The organism is Nonomuraea sp. NPDC000554 (assembly GCF_040300065.1).
In the GTDB taxonomy this organism is placed as follows: domain Bacteria; phylum Actinomycetota; class Actinomycetes; order Streptosporangiales; family Streptosporangiaceae; genus Nonomuraea.
Genome location: NZ_JBEPDC010000025.1, coordinates 1 through 19939, shown reverse-complemented (window position 1 = coordinate 19939; position 19939 = coordinate 1). Strand labels below are relative to the sequence as shown.

Sequence of the window (19939 nt, the reverse complement as noted above, 5' to 3'; positions counted from 1 at the left end):
GTCTTCGTGGCGCTGTCCAGCGGCAGCATCTTCAGGCAGGACGCCTGGCTCTGGCACGACACCTTCGCGGTGGGCACCGAGACGCCGGCGGTCGGCGACTTCGACGGCGACGGGAAGGACGACATCGCCACCTTCACCGGAGGAAGCGCCGCCGACGTCTACGTCTCCCTCTCCGACGGCGGCCGGTTCGTCCAGCGGGCCTGGAAGTGGCACGACGACTTCGCGGGCGGCGACCAGGTGCCGGGCGTGGGCGACTTCGACGGCGACGGCAAGGCCGACGTGATCGCTTACACCCGGGGAGCCTCGGGCGACGTGTTCGTGTCGACGTCCGACGGCGGCCGTTTCCTGCCGAACACGGCGAAATGGCATGACAACTTCGCCGTCGGCGCGGAATGGCCGCAGCCCAGCCAGATCAGCCAGCAGAGTTAGCGACCGAGATAGCGCGGGACGGCCCGGCATCGTGAACACGATGCCGGGCCGTACGCCGTTTCTGTCAGGTGTGGGACTTGACCCGGAATTCGCTGGGGGTATTGCACGAGGGGCCGTTCGCGCCGCCGATACGGACGGAATTGAAGAAGTCGCGGTACGTGCTGAAGAAGTTGCCCTTGCCGCCAGGGGAGGTCACGGCTGAGCAGCCGCCGTAGTTGGCCTCGGAGAAGAGGTGGATGTAGGAAGCGGTCCGGTTCCAGTCGGACTTGCCCCGTCCGGCCATGTTCAGCGCGGCGAGGTCGGGGGTGTCGCTCTGGATCTCGATGATGTCGCCCGAGCCGTCGAGGCCGGAGAACATGCAGTAGTAGCCGGCGTGACACCGGTCATAGCCGGTGGCGGCCTGGGCCGGAACGGTCGGCAGGACGGACAGCGCGACGGCCGCCGCGGGCAGCACCAGCAGGTGAAGTTTCTTGCCCATTACCCCTCATTGCTTGAAACTTTCTTTCGCTGACGTGATGAACATACACGCTCCGATCTTGCTGACGGAAGGGACGAACACCCGCGGATTTCGGCTGATATGGGCGCGAGAATCCGGCCAACTCGGCTGACCTGTCGATTCATGCCAAAGCGGCTTACAGGGGCGCCTTACAGCGGTGCGTCCCCGGGTGAGGACGTGCGGAATTTCGCCATTCCCCGCACCAGAAGGAGACAGGGCGGCACGACGAGCACGATGGCCGCCGCCACCCCGAGAACCACACCCGTGCTCGTGAGCTCGGCCAGCGGCCCGGTCAGCGCCTGGCCGAAAGGCATCAGCCCGAAGCTGCACAGCCACGCGAACGACGTGAGGCGCCCGATCAGGTGGTCCGGGATCTCCCGCTGCAGGGCCACCTCCCACTGGATCGCGTACATCTCGACCCCCGCGCCGGCGACCGCGAAGCAGACGAAGATCGACAGAGCGGAACCCGAGACCAGCAGCGAGAGCGGCGCCGCGGCGTAGAGGGCCATCGACACCATGGCCACGCCCCCCACGGCCCGGGGCCGCCACGCCATCGTGAGCAGGCCGCCTGCCAGGCCCCCGATGCCGTAACAGGTGAGGGCCACTCCGTAGACGGCGGGCGATCCGAAGTGCGCGGTGCTGACGACCGGCAGCAGAACCTGGGTCGGCGCCAGCACGAACATGAGGCTGACGGTCGAGAAGAGCAGGATGGCGAGCACCCAGGGACGCCGCCGCGCCTCCGCCACCCCCGTCGCGATGTCGCTCGCGAACGACGCGCGGGGCGCCGGACTCCACGACGGCTCCTTGACGCGCCAGAACAGCACGGCCGAGGCCAGGAAGACGACCGTCGTGACCACGAACGCGGATCGGGTTCCGGCGACGGCGACCAGTGCGATGCACAGCGCCGGTCCCAGCATGATGCCCGTGCGCACCGAGACGCTGATCAGCGACCTGCCGGAGACGCGTTCGTCCTCCGTCAGGACGCCTCTGAGGATCCCGTTGAAGGCGGGCCGGACGAACGCCTCGGCGACCCCGGAGACGAAGACGGCCGCCGCGGCGGCCCAGAACGAGAGCGTGGACGCCAGGGCCAGCCCGGCGGCCATGACCGCCTGGACGCCGTACGCGGCCAGCATGATCCGGCGCCGTGGTATCCGGTCGGACCACACGCCGCCGACCGGAAGGAAGATCACCAGGGCCACGCCGCGGACGGCGAGCACCAGCCCGAGCGTCGAGGCGTCACCGCCGGCGTTGAGGACGGAGACGGTGATCGCGACCGCGAACACCTGCTCGCCGACCACCGAGGCGATCTGGCTGGACAGGAGTAATCGGAACTGCGCGTTGGCGAGCGCCTGGACCCTGGCGAAACGACTCCCGTACCTGAGCGTCAAGAACCGTCGCCCTCCTCGCCAGTCGACAGCAGCGCCGGCACGACCCACCCTGACTGTACGACAGCGCGCTGTCGGACGGCCAGGGGAGCCGCGCCGGCGTGCTCGGACGCGGTCAGGCGGCGTTGCGCAGGTCCGCGGGGGCGTCCTTGCCGATGGTGTCGGCGATCCAGGAGCGGTAGTGGGTCACGTCCGTCCAGATGCCGAGGCCGGGCCTGCCATCGGGGGTGGTGGCGCAGCCTGCGCCGCCGTCCCGGCGCTCCTCGAAGTCGTCGCCGTCGCGCGAGGTGGCGCCGATGAGCTCCCAGCGGCCGTTCACCTTCCGGATCTGCGGGCCTCCGGAGTCGCCGTTGCAGGCGTTGGCCGCCTTCTTGTCGAGCGCGCCGGTGCACACCTCGGTGCCGCGGTCGAGGTCGGTGCATCGCCTGTCGGGGACGCGCACGGTCTCGAGCTCCTGCAACTGCTTGGGGCCGTGCGCGCAGTCGTTCCGGTACTCGCAGGTCATGCCCCAGCCGATGATCCGGGTCGGCTCGCCCACCCGTCCGGGGCTGTCGGCGATGCGGATGGGCTGCAGGTCCACCCGCCGGTCCAGCTGGACGAGCGCGATGTCGCCCTCGGGCTCCCTGCTGGGGTCCGTCCAGCCGGGATGGGTGATGATGCGCTTGACGCTGGTGAGGGCTCCGCCCTTGTCGCGGTCGGGGGAGCCGATCCGCACCCGCGTCTTGCCGGGCTTCATGAGCCCCTCGCAGTGGGCGGCGGTGACGACCCAGTCGGGGGCGATGAGGGCGCCGCCGCAGTGGTGCTCGCGCAGCTTGTTCAGCCGGAAGGACACCATGAACGAGTAGGGCTCGGTCGCCGCCTTCCCGCCGATGATGGCGGGGCGGCCCACGCTCGCCGCGCCGGCGGGGAACGTCTGGTGGACGGTGGCCGCGGCGGCCGTCGAAGCGGTGGTCAGGGCGAGTCCGGCGGCCATGAGGGTGGCGAGCACGGCTGATCGCATGCCAGTTATCTTGAACACACACATCTCCCATGCGTTGAGGGGTGCGTCTGGGGAGACACCTTGGAACGTTCCGGGATTCGGTTGGGGGTTGCCGGCGGCATGCTCATCCCGGTGGCAGCCGTGCTGGACCCACCTCGCACACCGATTCCGTACCGCGAACTTCCGATCGCCGACGAGCCGGACGATCATGCGGGGGAGGGGGGCTGTGCGGCTGGGGCCATGGAGCACCCACCGGCTCAGCAATGAAGCCGCAGGCGACAGGCTACCTGTGACTTCTCCTGAAGGAAACGCGATGCCCCAGGTCAGAGGGCATGCCAACGCTCGAGAACGCCGAGCGGGCCGCCGATCCGGGCCTCGGGCTCAATCACCACAAAACGCGCGGTCGCGCCGGGCCGTGATCGGAGACTGGTGCAGGGGAGATGGGTGGGGCGTGCGGGACCACGTCCTCGCCGGCCAGTGGGGTCGCGTGACCACCGGCGGGCGCCGTTCGCGCGGCGATCACCGGCCCTCCGTCGCGGTGAGCGTCCAGCGCCCGGCGGGCATCTCGTAGGCGGTGGCGTCCAGCGCGACGGCCTCGTCCGGGACCGCCTGCCGCCAGGAGCCGGGCGTGGGCAGGCGCACCCGCGCCGACGAACCGGCCGGAACCTCCACGTCGAGCCGGAACTCCCCGTCCTGCCGCTGCCAGGAGACCGCGACCCGCCCGAAGGGCGTCGCGGTGCTCGCCCGCACCGACTCCAGGTCGCCCACCATGATCGGTTCGATCAGCAGCCTGCGGAAACCGGTCGATCCCGGCGCCTGGCCGATGCCCGCGAGGCAGCGGTAGAACCAGGCGTCGATCGCGCCGAGCATGAAGTGGTTCTGCGACAGCCCGCTCGTCGGGCCGTCCCAGGCCTCGGTGAGCGCGGTGGCGCCGTGCAGCACCTGGTAGCCGTAGCTCGGATGGCTCGTGGACGTCGCGAACTCCCACAGCGCGTCGTGCCGCCCGGCGCGGCCGAGCACCCGGAACAGCGCCGGCAGCGCGACCTCGCCGACGGTGATGCCGCCGTTGACCGGCCGGATCGCCTCGCTCACGCGGTCCAGCACGGCGGGGGCGAGCTCCGCCGGGACGACGCCGAGGTCGAGGGCGAGGATCTCGGACGCCTGGCTGCCGCTGCCGAACGTCCCGCTCTCCTGGTGGAAGAAGGCGCCGGTGAACGCGGCGGCGATCTGTTCGGACAGGGCGCGGAACCGCTTGGCGTCGCCGTCGCGGCCCAGCACGCCGGCGGCACGGGCCATGGTGCTCGCGGCCCGCCAGTACCCCCACGTCGCCACCAGCGGGACGGGCGTCGAAGAGTCCAGCCCGATCCAGTCGCCCAGCCCGTAGCCGAGGATGCCGTCGTCCGCGCGGCCGGTGAGATAGTCGACATAGCGCGACATGGCCGTGTAGTGCGTCTCCAGCGCCGCCCGGTCCCCGTACCACCGGTACATCTGCCAGGGGACGCGGACGATCGCGCCGCCCCAGTTGGGGTCGTCCCTGAAGAGGTCCTCGAACACCACGTACTCGGGCGCGATGTCGGGCACCAGCCCCTCGGAGGTCTGCGCCTCGGCCATGGTGACCAGCAGTTCCCGGTAGTAGGCGGCGACGTCGTAGTTGTACGCGACGACGTCGAAGAGCAGGTGGACCTGCTCCAGCCAGCCCAGCTTCTCGCGGTGGGGGCAGTCGGTGAGGACGCTGTACATGTTGCCCTGCAACGCGCGGTCGATGATGGTGTGGACGCTGTTGAGCAGGTCGTTGGACGTCCGGAAGTCGCCGACGCGGGGGTTGTCGGCGCGCAGCACCAGCGCCGTCAGCGCCTCCTGCCCGACGTGCTCGGGCAGGCCCTGCGCCTCGACGTAGCGGAACCCGTCGTAGCGGAAGCGCGGGTGCCACGACTGCGCGCCGTCGCGGGTGACGTACGTGTTGAAGATCGGCGCGCCGGTCGCCGGCTTCGACTGCGCCACGCGGCCGTACGCGTCCAGCTGGTCGCCGGGGACCAGCCGCAGGTGGCGTCCGGCGGGCAGGTCGAGCCGCAGCTCGGTCCAGCCGGCGACGACCGTGCCGACGTCGAAGACCGGCGTCCCGTCGGCGGCGACGAGCTTCCGGGCCGCCGGCAGCCTCTCCACGACCCTGACGGGCGGGCAGGCACGCGATCTCAGCGTTTCGGCCGTGCCCGGCAGGACCGTCGCCGGCCGCCAGCCGGAACGGTCCGTGCCGGGGACGTCCCACCCGGCGACCGCGAGGCGGGCGTCGTGGTCCTCGCCGCCGTACCAGTGCGAGCGGACGGTCGGGCCCCCGACGGCCCGCCAGGACACGCCGGTGCAGAACCGGTCGGACGTCCCGTCGGCGTAGCCGACCTCCAGCTGGGCGATCGCGCGAGGCGACGCCTTGGAGCCGAAGAACTTCGCGTAGCGGTCCTGGTGCGGGAGGACGTGCGCGATCCCGGGGCCGAGCTCGATGCCGATCGCGTTCGCCCCGCCGCGCAGCAGCAGCGTCACGTCGTGCGTGGTGTACACGACGCGCCTGCTGAAGTCGGCGTACGGCGGTTCCAGCGCGGCGTCGGTCACCGGCGTGCCGTTCACCGACGCGACGTAGACGCCGAGCCCGGCGACGTACAGGCGGGCGCGGGCGACCGGCCCGGCGAGCGTGCACTCGCCGGCGAGCAGTGGCAGCGGGTGGTTCTCGCCGGCCCGCGGGTCGCCCTCGCCGTGCCAGTCCGGGTGCGTGATCCAGGACGCCGTCCAGTCGTCCGGACGCAGCAGCCCGAGCTCGAACCGTCCGCTCTCGCTCCACGCGGACCAGCGGCCGGCGGCGTCGCGGACCCGGACCCTCCACTGGGCGGCGGTGCGGCTCGGCAGCACCCGGCCCGCGTACTCGACCCGCTGCTCGTCGCCGGCGACCTCGCCGCTGTCCCACAGGTCGGCCCCGCCGCCGGCCGGGGAGACCCGCACGTGATAGCCGGTCTGCCGGGCGTCCGGGCCGGTGGCGGCCAGCTGCCAGCTCAGCGCCGGGCGGGTGATCTCGATGCCGATCGGGTCGGTCATCCCGCACGTCCGCAGGTTCGTCGGGCCGTCCATGGGGCTCCTTCGCGTCCGGGTCACCTGATTCTGAGCATGAACGCGGCCGTCGTGGGCGGTTCCGCGGGCAGGTCGGCGTACCTGGTGGATCAGGTGAGCCGCGCGCCCGGCCAGGTGGACGTGGTGGCGGTCGGGCCCCTCACCGACATCGCCAACGCGATCACGGCCACCCCGTCCCTCGCCCGGGACGTGCGGCACCTCTGGATCATGGGGGCCGGTTCGACGCCCCCAAGCCCGAGCACAACCTGAATTGCGACCCGGAGGCGGCGGCCACTGTCGCGTCGCCCATTCCTGTCAGGTCCGCCCCCCTCTGGATCCCGCCAAGAGGGACCGCCGCGACTGGGCTATGAGTAGTCGGAGGTGTCAGGCCGCGCTGTCTACAGGCTTCTCGGTGACAGGCAGTCGCAAGGTGTGGTCGCCGAAGTCGACGACCAGGTCGAGGCGCGCGCCGAGTGCCTCGACATAACGAGCGATGACATCGAGAGAGGCCACCTCGCCGTGTTCGATCTGCGAAACTCGGGCGACACTCACATCCATGATCGCCGCAATGTCCTTCTGGCCCAAGCCGCGCTCCTTTCGCGCTTCGGCCAGCTGGTGGCCCCTTGCTTCGGCGAGCAGGCGTCGTGCTCCTGCCTCGATCTCTGCCGGGGCGACTCCAGCGGCATGAAGTTCCCGCTCCAGGTCTTCCCAGTCTCCCGGCGTTCTCTTCGGCATCTTCACTCCTCGCTATCGCTGGTGTAGAGGGTATAGAGCTGTTCGGCCAGCGGGACGTGCTCCTTGTACCACCGCTCCCAGTTACCCGCTTTGTCGCCACCTAGCAGGAGCAATGCGGCCCTGGCGGGATCGAACGCGAAAATCACTCTGATCTCCGAGCGGCCTCGCGATCCCGGGCGCAGTTCCTTGAGGTGGTGCAGCTTGCTCCCCTTGAGGCGGTCCACGAGCGGCCTGCCCAAGGTCGGTCCCTCCTCGCGCAGGGCCGCAACAGCCTGTGCGACCTGGATTGCGGACTCGAGATCCTCCTTGATCAACACGCGGAACCAGGCGGCGTACTCGTCGGTGACCTTCACCATCCACACCACGACGTTCTCCCTGATTCAAGGATAGCCTTAAGTCTTCGGGTAGACTACTTCTCCGGGTGCGGACACATAGCGAAGTCGTCCACATTCATAGAGTGTTTGCAAGGGTGCTGGCCTATCTCCTCACTGACGCGTCCTGGCCGCGTGGGCTGGGGTCCGCCCAGCACCTCGGCGCCTTCTTCGGCGCGGTTCTCGACAAAATCTGTCCCATATGCAGGCCCGCTCTTCACCATGGGTCGCCGATAATCTGGCATTCGGCCCGATATGTGCGATGACCAGGCATATTGTCCGGGTGGTCGGAACACCCGCCACGAGCACATGATGGATATATCGGCTCTTGTCAGCGTGTGGTGACTCACTCGCTCAAGCCGATGCGAGGCATCGATGACCACTGCCACATTGCGCACCTCGGCGCAAACGTACGCCAGCGGGTTGCCTGCTGAGGTAACCAGCTTCATCGGGCGTCGGCACGAAGTAACAGCAGTCAAGCGGCTGCTGGCCGACGCCCGCATGGTGACCCTCACCGGGCCCGGCGGCGTCGGCAAGACCCGGCTGGCCCTGCGCGTCGCCACCGACGTGCGACGGGCCTTCCCCGACGGGGTCTGGCTGGTCGAACTCGCCGAACTGGACAACCCGGCATTGCTGCCTCAGGCCATGGTCGCCGCGCTGAAAATCCAGAGTCACTCCGCCCAGTCGCCCATCCAGGTGCTCACCGAGCACCTGCGCGAGCAGCGGGCGCTGGTCGTCCTGGACAATTGCGAGCACGTCCTCGACGAGTCCGCCATGATGGCCCAGACGCTGCTGCGCTCCGGCTCGGAACTGCGCATCCTGGCCACCAGCCGACAGCCACTGGGAGTCGCCTGCGAGCAGGCGTTCCCGGTGCCGACGTTGCCGCTGCCAAGCAGCGCATCCCAGCACGACACGCCGTTCCCCATGTCCGACGCGGTACGGCTCTTCGCCGAGCGGGCCACGGCCGTGCTGCCCGATTTCACCGTCACCAGCGAGAATCAGGACATCATCGAGCAGATCTGCCGCCGCCTGGACGGTCTGCCGCTCGGCATCGAGCTCGCCGCCGTGCGACTGCGCGTGCTCTCGGTCCACCAGCTGCTCCACCGGCTGGACGATCTCTTCGGGCTGCTCAGCTCAGGATCGAGCGCCGCCGCGCCCCGCCACCGGACGCTCCGCGCCCTGATCGACTGGAGTCACGGGCTCTGCACCGAGCAGGAGCGCCTGCTGTGGGCAAGCCTCTCGGTGTTCACCGGCAGCTTGGATCTGGAGGCGGCGGAAGCGGTCTGCGCCGGGGACGCCATCCCCCGTGACGAGATCATCGATCTGGTGATCGGTTTGGTGGAGAAGTCCGTCCTGATCCGGGAGGACCATCCGTACGGAGTGCGATACCGGCTGCTGGACACGATCCGGCAGTACGGACGTGAGCGCCTCGTCGCCTCCGGGCGGGAGCAGGAGCTGAAACACCGGTATCGCGACTACTACCGGCAGCTCTCGCGCGAGGCGCGGGCGCAGCTGTTCGGCCCGGCGCAGGCCAAGCTGCTGACCCGGCTGCGCGCCGAGCATCCCAACCTGCGCACCGCCCTGGAATACTGCTACGCCGAGCACGCCGGGCTCTGCATCGACATGGCGAGCGACCTGCTCGACCACTGGATCACCAGCAGCCACCTGGGCGAGGGACGTGACTGGCTCGAACAGGGACTCGCGGAATCCGGCGGCGGGCCCCAGGTCAGGGCGCGGGCGTTCTGGGCATGCGGGTGGCTCGCCATCATCCAGGGCGACCAGGACTCGGCCATCGGGTTGCTGGCCAAGAGCAGAACACTCGGCGAGGAACTCGGGCTGGAACCGGTGCTCGGCTACGTCGCGCTCTACTCCGGAATGGTCGCCATGCACGGGGGAGACACCGCATCGGCTATCAGATCCTTCGAGGAGGCGGTGACCCATCATCGCGCCGGCGGAGACCCTGCGGGCGAAGTCCAGGCGCTGACCTGGCTCTCCCTCGCGCACTCGTTCCTCGGCGGATCGGAACGCGCCGTCGCCGCCGCCGAGGAGGGCATCGCCATCTGCGACGCTCATGGCGAGAGCTGGCACAGGGCGTACACGGTGGCGGCGCTCGGCATCGAGCTCTGGCGCCAAGGCGACACGCGGCGCGCGACCGCCTTGGAGCAGGAGAGCCTGCGCGTCTTCCACGAGCTGGACGACTCGGTCGGGGTCGGGCTCACCATCGAGGTGCTGGCCTGGATCGCCGCCTCACAAGGGGAGTACGCGCGGGCCGGCGAGCTGTTGGGCATCCTGCGCGACATCTGGGAGGCGATCGGCGCGCCACTACTGGGATTCGGCCACCTCATCCCGTATCACGACGAATGCGAGATCCGTACGCATCGTTCCCTTCGCGAACAGGCCTTCCATACGGCCGTCAAGCGAGGCGCCGGGCGCTCCCCTGACCAGGCGCTTGCCTACGCCCTCATGGAGGAAGCGCCGTCTCGCAGCCGATCCGATGAGGCGGGCCAGTACTCGCCGCTCACCCCACGAGAGACGGAGATCGCCCAGCTCATCGCCCGGGGGATGAAGAACAAGGAGATCGCGGCGGCGCTGGTGATCGCTCAGCGCACCGTCGAAGGCCACGCCGAGCACATCCTGAGCAAACTCGGCTTCAACTCCAGGACCCAGATCGTCGGCTGGGTCGCAGAGCAGGCCCGCCTCACTGGCGAGGGGCCACCCGGCGGCGAGTGAGCATGCCGGTGAAAGACACGATCTGGAACGTCCCAGCCGCCGAACAGTCAGCGGCGGACTGGCAGCAGGCCGACGCTTCCGGTTTCGTCGGACGACGGCACGAGATCTCCCAAGTCAGGCGGATCCTGGCCAGGACCCGCCTGCTGACCCTGACCGGCGCGGGCGGGGTGGGCAAGACGCGGCTGGCGCGACATGTCAGCCGCGTCCTGCCGCAGAGGTACCGAGACGGGGTTCGGCTGGTGGAGCTGGCCACCATCGACGACGAGGACCTGCTGGCCCCGGCCGTGGCCGCCGCACTGGGAATCCGTGACACCACACCGGACCTCGTGGCCCTGCTGATAGAGCATCTGGCGGACAAACAACAGCTGCTGGTGCTGGACAACTGCGAGCATCTGCTCGGCGCGTGCGCCCGACTGGTGCACCAGCTCCTGCGCGGCACCTCGCGGCTGCAGATCCTGGCCACCAGCCGCCAGTCGCTCGGGGTGTACGGCGAGCAGGTGCTGCCCGTACCGTCACTGCCGGTCCCGCAGCCCGGTGACAGTACCCGCGACATCGCACGGCGTGACGCCGTGCGCCTCTTCGCCGAGCGAGCGGCGACGACCCGGCCGGGCTTCCTCGTCAACGGGGCCAATGCCCAGGCGGTCGCCCGGCTGGCCCGGCACCTGGACGGGATTCCGCTGGCCATCGAGCTGGCGGCGGTACGGCTGCGTACGACATCGGTGGAAGACCTCGTGAACGAGCTCGACGAGCGTCTGGAAGTACCGGCCGAGGGCGGCCCCGGCACGCTGGCACGCCACCAGACTCTGCGGGCGACCATGGAGTGGAGCTTCGGGCTGTGCTCGTCCGGCGAGCGACGGTTGTGGGAGCGGCTGTCGATGTTCCCGGGGGGTGTGGATCTGGACACCGCCGAAGCCGTCTGCCCCGGGCAGGGGCTGGCACGCGAGGACGTGCTGGATCTGATGATCGGGCTCGTGGACAAGTCCATCCTGGGCGGAGCGGAGCAGCACGGCACCGCAGTCCGCTACCGCATGCTGGAGACCATCCGCGCGTACGGCCGCGAACACCTGCCCGCCGCGGACGCGGAGGCGCTGCGCGGGCGCTACATCGACCACTATCGCCGACTGGCGGAGCGACTGCGCGTGGACCGCGTGGAGCCCGACCAGATCGATCACATCCGGACACTGAAGCCGGAGCTTCCCAACGTGCGCGTCGCCCTCGACCTCTGTTTCGGCAGGCCCGGCGACGCCCCCGCCGGGTTGGAGATCGCCTCTGCGCTGTGGGCCAACTGGCTCGTCGCCGGTGCTCTCAACGAAGGCCGGCACTGGCTGAAACGCGGCCTCGCGCTCGTGCCCGGATCGAGCGTGACCAGGGTGATGGGCCTGTGGGCCGACGGGCTGCTCGCCCACTACCAGGGTGATCCGGCGGCAGCGGCGGACACGCGGGAGTGCATGGCGCTCGCGCGGCAGCTGGGGGACGAGGCGGCGCTCGCGTTCGCCGTCCAGCTCTCCGGCGTCGCGGCGTTGTCCGAGGGCGACACCCAGGGCGGGATCGCGCTCCTGGAGGAGGCCCGCACCCGGCACTGGGCGAGAGGCGACGTCCACGCCGTGGGGGTCACCCTGTACTTCGCCGCACTCTTCGGCGCCACGACGAGCCCGGACCGGGCCGCCGCGTACGGTGCGGAACTCGTGATGTTGTGTGAGGAGCGCAACGCGACGCTCTTCCGCGCGTACGCGCTGTACGCGGTCGGCATTGCCTGCTGGGAGCGGGGCGACTGGCAGCAGACCGAGGCCAGGATGCGGGAGGTGGCCGCGTTCTGGAGCGTCGCAGACGACCGGTGGGGCCTCCCCCAGTGCCTGGAGGTGCTGGCGTGGACGGCTGAGGCGCGCGGCCGGCACGAACGGGCCGCCCGGCTGCTGGGCGCCGCGCACCTCCTGTGGGAGGCGGTCGCCTCCTCTCCGTTGCGGCTGCGGTTCCAGGCGAGATCGCACCAGGAGTGCACCGAGCGGGCACGACGCGCACTGGGGGCCCAGGCGTACCGGGCGGCCTTCCGGGACGGCACGCGGCTCGGGCTGTCGCAGGCGGTCGCCTACGCGCTGGAGGAGCCGTGATAGCGGGCGAGCGTGCGGACGTCTTCGCCGGGACGGCCCGACGGGCCTACCGGCTGGGTGACGGCTGGCACGGGACCGGTCTGCGAGAAGAAAACCTGTAGGCCACTGCGGTGACGCCCGGCCGGCTACTCCGACCGGTGCTCGGCACATCCGGGGCAGGACACCATCACCATCGTCCGGGTGACCTCGTTCATGTGCGTCACCTCGCGGGCCCCCAAGCAGTAGCGGCACAGCTTGAGCCGGGCGTACTGCGGGTCGTTCCACCGCGGGTCGGCCCACACGGGCGGGCGCGGCGGCGGGTTCTCCGGTGTCCACTGGGGACGGCCGTCGTGGCCTCTGCCGTTGCAGAACTCGCAGGCCAGCGCCATCCCGGCCACCCACTCGACCATGGTGCCACCGCACTCGGGGCAGGTGATCGGGTCAGGCGTCGACAAAGCCGCTCCCGGCGCACGAGCGGCACGTGTTCCAGCGCCGCTCCTGATCCTGCTTGCCGTTGAGCTCTTCCCAGTTGCCGCCCTCGCCGAAGCATGCGCCGCACTTGATCTGCTCCGGCTCGTCGTCCTTCGCCATGGCACGAACCGTACCCAGGTGAACGGGATTCGACCACGGTCCGTAAGCGGAATGCGACCGACCGGCCACGCGAGCCACCGGTCAGGGCGGCCCTCGGGAACCGGCCGGCGGGGCGTCGGCGTCGTACCGGGAAAGGGCAGGGGGCGATCATTGCCGGTGCTGCTTTGCGACCTCCCGCTAACGAGCGCGGCATCAGAACATCTGATTGCCGAAGCGGATCGGAGGACCGTCGGCGGATTCCGTGAACCTGTTTCCAGCGGGCCTCGCGGAGCTGTAGAAGGAGGATTGCCTTGACGAGTCGACCTGTGAGAAGAGGGCAGCAGCGGAGCCTGCGCAGGATGCCGTCAGGTCTTCAGCCGCGCGTAGGCGCTCGTCAGGGCCGCGGCATGCGCGGAGTTCGCGCTCTTCTGTGAGGCTGGCTTGTTCCTGCCTTCGCAGGGCACGCGTATGTGTTCACCTGCGCCAATGTAGGCCTTGTCGGCGAGTGCGATCAGACCGGCACTCTGCAGCAGGCGGATGACGCCCCAGATGCGGGCGGCCTTGAGACCATGCACTGAACCAGGCAGTGAGCCTGAGGTCCACAAGGGAGTGCCGTCCGTGGCGGCGAGGACCTGAATATCCATCCCGTGCTCTTTGCGCTCGCCGGACTAATAGGGCCGGTCAGCAGCTACTCGGTCGACGGGGATGAGGTGCCGTCCAGCACCACGAAGGCATAGCCTGGCAGCGGGTAAAGCCTCATTCAGGCCAGGCGAGCGCGCAGCGAGCAAGGTGACAACCTCCTGAACGCAGCACCAGGCCGTGGTCGCACCCACGCCGACCACAGCGGCGATCTCGGCGAACGTCTCGCCCTTGCAGAGGTAGACCAGCACCAGCACGGCCTGCTGCCCCGGGTTGAGGCGCCTTCGGGTAGGACCGATCGCCAGGCGGTGCCGCCGCGGCGCGCCGATCAGGCAGCTCAAGGCGTGGGATGACAATGGCAGCACAGCACCGTAGAACAGCACACAGGCCCTGGTGATAAAGGTCGTTCTTGGTCGACAACCCTTCTACCATGGGCTTTCCTATTTCTCGGTCAAGAACGACAATTCTCGCCAGGCCCACGACCTGCAGCGTAACGGTGAAATGAGCTCCGTGACAGCCGTCCTCTGAACCCTCGGGCGGCGTGATGATTCTGCAGGAGCGCGATTGCCTTGCGCAGATGTCCGGCCTTGCTGGGGCAGCGGGGCTTGCGGATTACCAAATCTGTAAGGCTGCACTCCGCCGTCGAAAGGCATGGAAGCTTTGGACGCAAAGGTCCTTGAGGCTCAGAAGTGGGTCAACGCTACCTATGGGCAAGTGAGTGGCTACAAGAAGTGTGCCGAAGACGGGATCACGGGGTGGGCGACCATGTATTCACTGACGCGCGCCTTACAGATTGAGTTGGGTGTCACGCCGCTATCTGACAACTTCGGACCGACCACTCTGGCCAAACTGGGAGCCCTCGGCGACATTGGCCCGAACACTGCCAACAAGAACATCATAAAAATCCTTCAGCATGGACTCTTCTGTAAGGGTTACTGGGGAGCATCGCAATACGGTGTATATGACGGCACGACCCATATAGCCGTGCAGGCACTTCTCACGAACGCCGGCCTCAATCAGATCAACAGCGTTCAGCCGAAGGGTTTCAAGGCCATCCTGACCATGGACTCCTACCTGCTGGTTGAAGGAGGAAGAGAAAAGGTCCGAGATGTTCAGCGATGGTTGAACGGGCGTTACTATCATCGTCAGAACTTCTTCGTGATTCCCTGTGACGGTATCTTCTCACGAGACGTCCAGAAGTCACTCTATCTGGCGATCCAGTTCGAGCTCGGCATGACCGACGATCAAGCTACTGGAGTGTTCGGCCCAGGCACCCAGGTGGGGCTCAGGGGGCATCCGCTTGCTGCGGGCTCCTCAGGGATCTGGGTACAGATCTACAGTGCTGCGTGCGTGTTCAACGGGAGCATCAAATATCAGACCCAACAGGGCGGCTGGTCGTACAAGGAGGCTACTTTCACGGACTCCTACGACGCCGAACTCAAGGGCTGGACACGCGATTTTCAGGAATTCACAGGCCTGCCGGCGAAGGGTGAGGTAGATTTCACCACGTGGTGCCAGACCCTGGTGTCCACCGGCGATCCGGATCGGCTGGGAACCGCCGCAGACTGCATCACCACCATAACCGACGCTCGCGCCCAAGCCTTGCACCGCGCCGGATACCGGGTGGTTGGTCGCTATCTTGACGAACGCCCCAGCAACAATCCGCTGAACAAGCAGATCCAGCCGGGTGAGCTGGAAACGATCTTCCGGAACGACCTCAAAGTCTTTCCGATATCTCAGTATTACGGTGGAGCGGTCAGCTACTTCACCTATGCGCAGGGCTACCAGGACGGCCTCGGGGCTCATACGGCGGCAGTCAAGTACGGATTCAACAGCGGCACCGTGATCTATTTCGCCGTGGACTATGACGCCACTCAGGCCGAGATTGAGTCCAACATCATCCCGTACTTCCGAGGTGTTGTCGCCGCTCTTGCAAGTCAAGGCAAGAGGTACGTGCACGGCGTGTACGGGTCGAGAAACGTGTGCACGCAGGTCACGAAGGCGACGCTGGCTCGATGGTCCTTCGTGTCGGGGATGTCGACCGGTTTCTCCGGCAACATGGGCTTCCCCCTGCCCGAGAACTGGTCTTTCAACCAGATCCAGACCCTCACGATCGGCTCCGGTACCGGACAGATCCAGATCGACAAGAACGTCCACGCTAAGGACACCGACCCGGGGGTGTCCGCAGTTAACACCCCAAGCAATTCCATCGACGAGTTCGTCGCCTACATCCGGCGCCTCTACGACCTCGCCGTTCAGTACGGCGGCAGCAGGAACCCCAGCCAGCTGGTCATGGAATACCTACGGTACATCGACTACGGCGACGCTCAGTGGGAAGCACTCATCGGTGATTACGATGCCGGGTTCGTGGCGCATGTGAAAGCCGCGGGGATCGCCAGGATTACCGAGGCGCGCGATCCATTCTACGGCATCGACCTGGATGTTGCCCATTTCGGCGCCAACTGCAACGGCGTGTACGTGGCCCCTCCGCCTTCCGGTCTCGGCGTGAGTCGCGGCGATGTCACCGGATGGGGTGGCGACCTGATGACGTTCTATGGCGAATGGCGCCGTAACAGTGAAAGCTATTCCTCGGGACACACCTACTGTCTAGAGAAGCTGTCCCGCCTGGACGGACCGGGATCATTCAAACTGCGCGATCTGATCGAGGACGCGGACGGCTACAACATCACGATGAAGGTTCGACAGGGGGCGAACATAGCCGACGCTGTGGAGTCCTATTACAAGGGCAACGGATACAAGTCTCGTTTCAAGCAGTTCTACGAGGGGCGTTTCAACAACACTGACAACCTCTACACGGTAGCCGACCAGCTGCTCGCAAGGGATGTCGAAACCATTATCGCGGTCGGTCGCGTCTGGCTCATCGAGTCCACCGGGGGTGTTCCGACCGTGCTGCCGCACATGCTGCCGGGAACGAAACTGCAGGAGTTCCTGCAGGGTTTCTGCGAGGTCATGCTCACCAGGATCACTGATGAGAACGCCCAGCTGAAACTGCGGACCCAGTAAAGCCTGGCATTTGTGAGAGCTTCTCGTTGGTTCGCTGCCTCGTTCGCCACCACTTTTGGCGCCGTCCTCACCTACACGTACGGACTCTGGGCGGGGCGATTTCTCCAACTGGTTCCCACGAGCGAATACTGCGTCAGTAAGCGTCTGGGAGATCCGGCCACCTCTTGGACATGGCTTCCGCTCAGGCATCTGTGCCGTTGGCAGGACGGAACGACCACCGACCTGGTACCTGCATACGTCAACCCGCTGTTGATCCTGTTGGCCGGCGGCGCGGTCACCGGAATCGTGATGGGGGTCCGCGCGATCGTCCACAGCACCAGCCCTCCAGGGGAAGCATCGTCGTGAATCTCAAGGAGCGTCATTGACCGAACACCTAAAGTATTTATCCCGCAGGCACTTTCTAGCCGCCGGATTCGGCGTCGTCGGTGCGGTCGCCATGTCTGGCATCGTGGCTCCGGCCGCTGCGGAAGCCGCAATCTCGACCGGCGCCACCGAGAACGGCTGGCCCGTTATAAAGGACGCACAGGTACACCGGATCGAAGGCAGCAACGTTTCCGTGCACCTCCTGCAGGGGGACGTCGCCTTGGTGCTCCTACACGTTGCGCGCCGCTTTCACTACGAGATCGATGCTCTTCGGAACGACGTCCCCAATGAAATCACCGGACACGTCGCCTTACGTGCCCCGGCCCAACCCTACGAGAGCAACTACGCGTCGGGAACCGCGATCGCGATCCGGCCAGAAACTTACCCGGTCGGCGTATCGGACGGCTTCTTCCCCCACGAATTGATAGTCATCCGAGACATCCTCGCGGAGTGCGACGGCGTGGTCAGGTGGGGTGGAGATGAGCACGTACCCAAGCAGAGTCACTTCCAAATCGACCTGCCACCCGATGACGTTCGTATAGGCACGCTGTCGGCGAAGATCGGCTTGTGGAACCGCACGCCTGGTAAGGGCGCTGGGGCGGAAGATCCGTTCCGACCCGAGCGCATTAAGGCCGCGCGACAGCTGGAACAGAAGCAGCGAACGCGCTGATCACACAGACGGTCCTCCGCCGTGCAGGGGCATCGCAGCACCAGCCCCTGGGCCTTTTCTCTCCACTACGGTAAGAGAAACAACGTAGCTCCTATGACGATGTGGGCTGGTTCATACTAGCCATGAATTGCATCAGTCACTTCGCGCGATGCACTCTAGGGGATAGCCGCCGCAGTTCGAGCCGGCAATGAACTGGAAAGGAGGTCCTGCCAATAACGTTAGACTACTAGTTCTAGGGGAGTAGGTCGACGAGCCATAAGTCATCCAGTATCAAGTGGGAGTTCGGCGTCCTGGTCGACTTTGCTGGTTCGCGTCAGCCGAATTCACATAGAATCTTATTGGATTAGCCCCTTAGGTGGTCCGGCCTGGACGGCTATTGGCCACTCATGGGCGGTACTGCACAAAGGAGCATACTCTCGTGGCGCTCAAGTATGTTGCAATTGTCGTTGCCGCTGCTGCGGCGACTACCATGCTCAATGTGGCCCCCACTCTCGCGGACAGCCCGAGCTCGCCATCGGCCTCTCCTCAAGACCCAGAGTTTCGGAGGGTCGCTCCCGGTGAGCCCCTGTCTACGGAGGAGCAGGAGCATGACCTGAGGATTCTGAATCAGTCGGCTCCTTCTCCGCAGCCGATCGCTGCGGATGAGCTTCCTCTCAACGCAAAGGACAAGAAGGCAGTGAGGGACGGTCTGGGTTCGGAAGTCGGCTTCACCGATGCCGATGCAGTAGCTGCTGCTGACGTATGGTGCGGGAGCTGGCTCTCCGACCCAGGTAACATCTCTTACTCTGCTGGCCCTAGCCCGCTCTCAGGTACGACCGTCACCAGCTCGTATGGATCGGGAACCCCCGCTGAGATCTATTGGCGGGTGAATGAGGGGAAGGCCGCAGCGAACAGCATCTGGTACGGCTGGTCCAAGATGTACCCGAAATACACTGGCTCCAACACGGACGGATCGTTGAAAAAGGTGACCACCGGCTGGTGGGACACTTCCGGAAGCCCACACTACTGCGGGTGGGGCAGCAATCTCTCCCGGGACTTCGGATGGTGGGCTGATGGGTCTTACTCTGCCGGCATCCGAAAGGCCGAGGCTGATTATGTCCGGGGACATGGGTGGCTGAATTCGTCGCAAGGATGGGAGTACGCCTCTAGAGTTGCGTGGTAGTCCTCTCTAGAGGGCGTAGAGCGTAACTGGTGGGCGGATAGGCGGATGCCATCTTCGCCATCCGCCCACCGCAATCCGCGTGGCGCGGAATGGGATTGACATAAGACTTATCCTATTTAGGTCTCAAAGTGCGGTCACAAGTGAGGTTTGGATGAACTCTGCAGCCACCCTGACTAACAGAGGGCGCTTCTTGGTGGTTGCGGCCTCTTTCTTGCTGCCTATTGCCGGGTGCTCGCCGACTACCGTCGATGCGACTCCTTCTCAGGTGTCTTCAGAGGAAGATCTAGTTCTCCCTTTTGATGCTTATGACTTGAACCGCATGCAACGAAGCGTTGTCGACAAGGCCGACTTTAAGGTCGCAGACCAGTGCCTCAGGAGGTTCGGGCTCAGGATGCCGTCCTCCAAGAACACCAGCCCGGTAAACTATCCAAAGAACGCAGACTATGCCGGATGGCTTGGGCCGCGAGACGTCGAAAAATATGGATACCAAGGACCTCCGGGAATGCGCGATGAGGCGTGGGCCGCACAGGACGGGAGACGTGCGTTCATTATCCCTTCGAATATCGATGCCGCATATACTGGACTTGGGAAGAAGGTTGTCAAGGGGATCAAGGTTCCGGACGGGGGATGTGCCAATGAGGCTGAACGCGCATTGAATGTTGGCACCCCAAGCCCTGACGGGTCGGGAGCTGCGAAGCCTAGAGATCACAAGCAAATGCTCGGTTTGATGGATAGCGCCTCTGAAGTCGCTTTCAAAGACCCTAGACTGACTGAGGTCGACGAGCGGTGGAGCATGTGTATGCGTGGGCGAGGTTACTCCTACAGTTCCCCGGATAGGGCGGAAAACGATCCGAGATGGGAGAAGGAGATCGACCCCGAAACGCGGCGACATGCTGTCACTTCTCTGGAGATTAAAACGGCGGTGGCCGACGAGGACTGTCGTAGGGAGATCAACTACTTTGGCGTTCGTCTAGCCGTCTACGCCGATGCCCAAAATAGAATTATTGCCGCTAATAGAGACAAGATATCGCGTCTGCAGACGCTCATGAAGATCCGATACGCCAACGCTCGTAAGATTCTTGGACTTAGACCGGAATAATTCTATGGTCATTGAGGTGATCTCGTGCGCCCAGCAGAACGGAGGTGAAGCCGTGATGTAGCGGCTGATCGTCTGTGCGTAAGCTCGTCGTCGCTTGCCGGTGGAAG

General features: G+C 66.3%; 16 protein-coding genes and 1 pseudogene. 8 read left to right on the top strand and 9 right to left on the bottom strand.

The window, feature by feature from the left end; translation table 11 throughout:
• On the top strand, nt 1-429 hold a 429-nt coding region (locus ABT294_RS36750; RefSeq protein ID WP_350810994.1), incomplete at its 5' end, for an FG-GAP-like repeat-containing protein.
• 64 nt (nt 430-493) lie between these two features.
• Here the strand turns inward: ABT294_RS36750 and ABT294_RS36745 are convergent.
• From ABT294_RS36745 to ABT294_RS36730, 4 genes are all read right to left on the bottom strand, one after another.
• On the bottom strand, nt 494-907 hold the full coding sequence (locus ABT294_RS36745) for a peptidase inhibitor family I36 protein (RefSeq protein WP_350810992.1): 414 nt from the start codon (nt 905-907) through the stop codon (nt 494-496).
• A gap of 167 nt (nt 908-1074) precedes the next feature.
• Nucleotides 1075-2313, bottom strand: a complete 1239-nt coding sequence (locus ABT294_RS36740) for an MFS transporter (protein WP_350810991.1) — start codon at nt 2311-2313, stop codon at nt 1075-1077.
• A 112-nt stretch (nt 2314-2425) separates the two neighbouring features.
• Nucleotides 2426-3310 carry a S1 family peptidase gene (locus ABT294_RS36735; RefSeq protein ID WP_350810990.1) on the bottom strand — a complete coding sequence of 295 codons (885 nt, stop codon included), beginning with the start codon at nt 3308-3310 and terminating at the stop codon, nt 2426-2428.
• A gap of 498 nt (nt 3311-3808) precedes the next feature.
• Nucleotides 3809-6403, bottom strand: coding sequence for a family 78 glycoside hydrolase catalytic domain (locus ABT294_RS36730; RefSeq protein ID WP_350810989.1), 2595 nt, complete (start codon nt 6401-6403; stop codon nt 3809-3811).
• Nucleotides 6404-6439: 36 nt separating this feature from the next.
• Between ABT294_RS36730 and ABT294_RS36725 the strand changes: the two genes are divergently transcribed.
• Nucleotides 6440-6652, top strand: coding sequence for a nucleoside hydrolase (locus ABT294_RS36725; protein WP_350810987.1), 213 nt, complete (start codon nt 6440-6442; stop codon nt 6650-6652).
• A 114-nt stretch (nt 6653-6766) separates the two neighbouring features.
• Here the strand turns inward: ABT294_RS36725 and ABT294_RS36720 are convergent, their stop codons facing one another.
• Both ABT294_RS36720 and ABT294_RS36715 read right to left on the bottom strand, forming a co-directional pair.
• Nucleotides 6767-7117, bottom strand: coding sequence for a helix-turn-helix domain-containing protein (locus ABT294_RS36720; protein ID WP_350810986.1), 351 nt, complete (start codon nt 7115-7117; stop codon nt 6767-6769).
• A gap of 2 nt (nt 7118-7119) precedes the next feature.
• Nucleotides 7120-7473 carry a type II toxin-antitoxin system RelE/ParE family toxin gene (locus ABT294_RS36715; RefSeq protein ID WP_502912196.1) on the bottom strand — a complete coding sequence of 118 codons (354 nt, stop codon included), beginning with the start codon at nt 7471-7473 and terminating at the stop codon, nt 7120-7122.
• A gap of 438 nt (nt 7474-7911) precedes the next feature.
• Here ABT294_RS36715 and ABT294_RS36710 point away from each other — a divergent pair, with 438 nt between their 5' ends.
• Together ABT294_RS36710 and ABT294_RS36705 are read left to right on the top strand one after the other, a co-directional pair.
• Nucleotides 7912-10218: an ATP-binding protein gene (locus ABT294_RS36710; RefSeq protein ID WP_350810983.1), complete on the top strand. Its 2307-nt coding sequence runs from the start codon at nt 7912-7914 to the stop codon at nt 10216-10218.
• A gap of 8 nt (nt 10219-10226) precedes the next feature.
• Nucleotides 10227-12326, top strand: coding sequence for an ATP-binding protein (locus tag ABT294_RS36705; RefSeq protein ID WP_350810982.1), 2100 nt, complete (start codon nt 10227-10229; stop codon nt 12324-12326).
• A gap of 125 nt (nt 12327-12451) precedes the next feature.
• On the opposite strand, the gene ABT294_RS36700 is transcribed toward ABT294_RS36705, so the two are convergent.
• From ABT294_RS36700 to ABT294_RS36690, 3 genes and pseudogenes are all read right to left on the bottom strand, one after another.
• Nucleotides 12452-12760, bottom strand: coding sequence for a hypothetical protein (locus ABT294_RS36700; protein WP_350811123.1), 309 nt, complete (start codon nt 12758-12760; stop codon nt 12452-12454).
• A complete protein-coding gene (locus tag ABT294_RS36695) occupies nt 12747-12896 on the bottom strand; it encodes a hypothetical protein (protein WP_350811122.1) in 150 nt (49 codons plus the stop codon). The genes ABT294_RS36700 and ABT294_RS36695 overlap by 14 nt, the downstream gene beginning before the upstream one ends.
• 259 nt (nt 12897-13155) lie before the next feature.
• Nucleotides 13156-13897 (bottom strand): annotated as a pseudogene (locus tag ABT294_RS36690) (transposase family protein); the annotation flags it as partial.
• Between the two features lie 268 nt (nt 13898-14165).
• Between ABT294_RS36690 and ABT294_RS36685 the strand changes: the two are divergent.
• From ABT294_RS36685 to ABT294_RS36670, 4 genes are all read left to right on the top strand, one after another.
• Nucleotides 14166-16538 carry a glycoside hydrolase domain-containing protein gene (locus ABT294_RS36685; RefSeq protein WP_350810981.1) on the top strand — a complete coding sequence of 791 codons (2373 nt, stop codon included), beginning with the start codon at nt 14166-14168 and terminating at the stop codon, nt 16536-16538.
• Between the two features lie 361 nt (nt 16539-16899).
• Complete coding sequence (locus ABT294_RS36680; protein WP_350810980.1) at nt 16900-17571, top strand: hypothetical protein; 672 nt, start codon at nt 16900-16902, stop codon at nt 17569-17571.
• Between the two features lie 418 nt (nt 17572-17989).
• Nucleotides 17990-18733 carry a hypothetical protein gene (locus ABT294_RS36675; RefSeq protein ID WP_350810978.1) on the top strand — a complete coding sequence of 248 codons (744 nt, stop codon included), beginning with the start codon at nt 17990-17992 and terminating at the stop codon, nt 18731-18733.
• 310 nt (nt 18734-19043) lie between these two features.
• On the top strand, nt 19044-19832 hold the full coding sequence (locus tag ABT294_RS36670) for a hypothetical protein (RefSeq protein WP_350810977.1): 789 nt from the start codon (nt 19044-19046) through the stop codon (nt 19830-19832).
• Nucleotides 19833-19939 lie beyond the last annotated feature (107 nt).